Annotated in this window: 3 protein-coding genes; all 3 read left to right on the top strand. The window is 47.8% G+C overall.

Annotated features, from left to right (window positions below; genetic code table 11):
* The coding region (locus tag HMPREF9420_RS10415) for a topoisomerase C-terminal repeat-containing protein (protein WP_007135635.1) at positions 1-581 on the top strand (581 nt) is incomplete at its 5' end.
* A gap of 21 nt (positions 582-602) precedes the next feature.
* A complete protein-coding gene (locus tag HMPREF9420_RS10410) occupies positions 603-2,699 on the top strand; it encodes a type IA DNA topoisomerase (RefSeq protein WP_007135634.1) in 2,097 nt (698 codons plus the stop codon).
* A 92-nt stretch (positions 2,700-2,791) separates the two neighbouring features.
* On the top strand, positions 2,792-3,666 hold an 875-nt coding region (locus HMPREF9420_RS10405; RefSeq protein ID WP_007135633.1), incomplete at its 3' end, for an SAM-dependent methyltransferase.

The following is a 3,666-nucleotide window of genomic DNA, read 5'->3' as shown; positions in this document are numbered from 1 at the left end:
TCAAGGGAGTTACTCTTTCCGATTCCCAATACAAAGACCTTGTGGAAGGCAAAGCCGTGAAGGTGGAAGGTATGACTGCCAAGAGCGGCAAGTCTTTCAACGCCACCCTGCAGGTCAATGCCGAGCGAAAGGGCATTGAGTTCATCTTCGACAATAACCGTGGATTTAAGGAACGGCAGCAGCAGACACAGCAGCAAGGTGTACCTCATAAGCTCTGCGGCTTGGAGCTGTCAGATAAACAGCGTGAAGCATTGGATAGCGGTCGTACACTATATCTAAAGAATATGGTGGACAAACAGGGACAACCTTTCAACGCATACGTTCGTATGGACAAGGAACAGAATAGACCACGTTTTTACAAGTGGAATCCTGACAAGAAGCAGGAAACTGGCAAAGAAAAGGTGGTTGCCGTAGCCGAAGAACACAAAACGCAGGTAGCCGTGAACAACCACGGCAAGACCAATGAAGCCACCAAGAATGTGAAAGAACCACTGGAAACGGGACAGACACAACCTACTGCTGCCCAAAAACAGAAGCAGAACGAGAACAAGCAGAAGAAGTCCCGTGGACGTAAGATGTAACCCTTAATTCTATTATCGACTATGACAACTTGTATTATCGCCGAGAAACCCTCGGTAGCCAGAGATATTGCCCACATCGTAGGAGCAACGAGCAAGCAAGACGGATATATGGAAGGCTGCGGCTATCTTGTTACATGGGCAATGGGACACCTCATCGCCCTTGCCATGCCCGAAGCCTACGGTTTTTCCGCTTATAAGCGTGAGGACTTGCCCATCCGTCCCAATCCATTTCAGTTAGTGGTACGACAAGTACGCAAGGACAAGGAGTATATATCAGACCCTGCAGCATTGAAGCAACTCAAGGTGATACGTTCCTGCTTTGACAAGGCTGATCGCATCATTGTCGCCACCGATGCAGGGCGAGAGGGTGAGCTTATCTTTAGATATATCCACCAACACTTAAACTGCCATAAGCCTTTCGACCGCTTGTGGATTTCCTCCCTCACCGATAAGGCTATTCGTGAGGGACTTTCCAATCTCAAATCTGGAAACTGTTACGACAATCTCTATCATTCTGCCAAGGCAAGAAGCGAAGCTGACTGGCTGGTAGGTATCAATGCCAGTCGTGCGCTGTCTATCGCCCGCAAGGGAGGCTATTCTTTGGGACGGGTACAGACCCCAACTCTTGCTATGGTCTGCCGTCGGTACATAGAGAACCGTGATTTCTCTTCCGTACCCTATTGGAAAATATCCGTCCTTACAGAAAAAGAGGGTTTGTCGATAAAAGCCATTGGCAGTAAAGACTATGAAAATGAAGCATCGGCACAGACTGCTCTCGCTACGCTTCGCAGTCAGAGCCAGCTTACAGTGGAATCGGTCGTAAGAAAGGTGGCTGGTACACCGCCACCACTCTTGTACGACCTTACTGCCTTACAGAAGGATGCCAACAGACGCTACGGCTTTTCAGCGGACAAAACCCTCTCAATAGCCCAAAGCCTCTATGAGAAGAAAATCACGACCTACCCCCGAACTGGCAGCCGATACATCAGTGAAGATGTCTTCGAGGAAATACCCACCCTGCTGCGTAAGACAGGCATGCCACTATCCAATCCGCTTAACCGCCACTCTGTGGACAATACCAAAGTTACCGACCACCACGCCATCATCCCGACTGGTGAAACACCATCAGGATTGTCGACAGATGAAACAACTATCTATCAAATGGTAGTCAATCGCTTTGTCGAAGCCTTTTCCCCCAATTCCGAGGAAGAGCGTATGCAGGTACGGTTTACTGACGGTACCAACATCTTTACTTGGAAAGCGTGTAGGCAGATTTCCTTGGGATGGAAAGTCGTGCAGAAAGAGCAGGTTACTGATGCAGAGAAAAAGGAAAAAGAAAAAGAAAAGGAAAACGACAACGACAATGAACAGGTTTTACCTTCATTGCCTGATTTGACGGAGGGAGAGGTTTTGGCACTTGTTTCTGCTGAAATAACCGAGCATAAGACTAAACCTAAACCCCTCTACACAGAAGCAACACTACTTTCTGCTATGGAGAATGCCGGAAAAGAGATCGAAGATGCAGAAAGCAAGAAAGCAATGGCAGCGTGTGGTATCGGTACACCTGCCACCCGTGCCAACATCATCGAAACGCTGATCCTTCGTGATTATATCCGAAGGGACAAGAAAGCCATCATACCTACCGAGAAAGGCCTGGCTGTCTATGAGATTGTCAAGGACAAGAAGATTGCCAATGCTGAGATGACAGGTGCATGGGAACTGGCACTTGCCGCTATTGAAGCAGGAAAGATGCCATCTGATAAGTTCTCACAAGGCATCAACTCATACGTGGGAACTATTTGCGAGGAACTCCTTTCACTTTCTTCAGAGCAGAAGTCCTATCCTGTCTACCGCTGCCCAAAATGCGGACAGCAGAGTGTCGGCATCTATGCCAAGGTAGCCAAGTGCAGGCATGAAACCTGTGGTTTCCACGTGTTTCGTGAAGTCTGCGGCATACATCTCTCTGAAGATAATATCCGTGACTTGATAAGCTCTGAACGTACGCCTATCCTTAAAGGACTGACCAGCAGGGCAGGCAAGAAATTCAATGCCCGACTGGCTTTGAAGGACGATTATACCACCACCTTTGAGTTTGAGCAAAACAAGAAACGGAAATAGCATATTACTTCATTTCTGATACTAAAGTCAGACATTACAGTCAAGCTTAGGTGTCAGAGTGATTATTCCCATAATAGAATACGTTATACCTTATGGCATACAATAAGAAAGAAGTCCTGCAAGCCAACACGGAAGCTATCCGTGTCGTGCTGCGTTTGGAAAAAGAACGCCGTGAAGCCACCGAAGCTGAGAAAGGCATATTGCGCATCTATCAGGGCTTCGGTGGCTTGAAATGTGTACTCAACCGCACAGACAATCCCGATGACATACGCTATTGGAGCAAGTCTGAGCAGAATCTCTTTGAACCTACCCAGCAGCTCAAGCAGATGATTTATCGTGAAGCCGTAGATGCCAACACCGCCAAGCGGTATTGGGAGAGCATCAAGGCAAGTGTACTGACTTCCTTCTATACCGATACCCGTATCGTTTCTGCCATCTCAGACGCACTTGCCTCCACAAACCTGCAGATAAGACGATGTTTAGACCCTTCTATGGGTATGGGTGCCTTTGCCGAGACCTTTGCAAAGCAAGCGGGTGTTGTAGATGCAATGGAAAAGGACCTGCTCACTGCCCGTATCAGCCAAGCCCTGCACCCTTATGGAAAAGGCAATATCTTCGTTCAAAACGAGCCTTTTGAAGCCATTGGAGAACTGGAAGACAAGGACAAATACGACCTTGTTACAAGTAACATTCCTTTCGGTGATTTCATGGTCTATGACCGAGAGTATAGCAAAGGCAAGGATACTCTTAAACGTGAGTCCACACGTGCCATTCATAATTACTTCTTCGTGAAAGGTCTGGACTGCATCAAGGAAGGTGGCTTACTGGCATTTATCACTTCACAGGGCGTTTTGGACAGTCCTCGCAATGAAGCCATACGCCGTTACCTCATGCAAAACAGCCGCCTTATCTCCGCTCTCCGACTACCATCAAGTCTGTTTTCAGACAATGCAGGTACGGACGTAGG

The sequence above is a fragment of the Segatella salivae DSM 15606 genome, assembly GCF_000185845.1.
Classification (GTDB): domain Bacteria; phylum Bacteroidota; class Bacteroidia; order Bacteroidales; family Bacteroidaceae; genus Prevotella; species Prevotella salivae.
The sequence above is the reverse complement of the archived record's forward strand: the minus strand, read 5'-3'. Positions and strand labels throughout refer to the sequence as shown.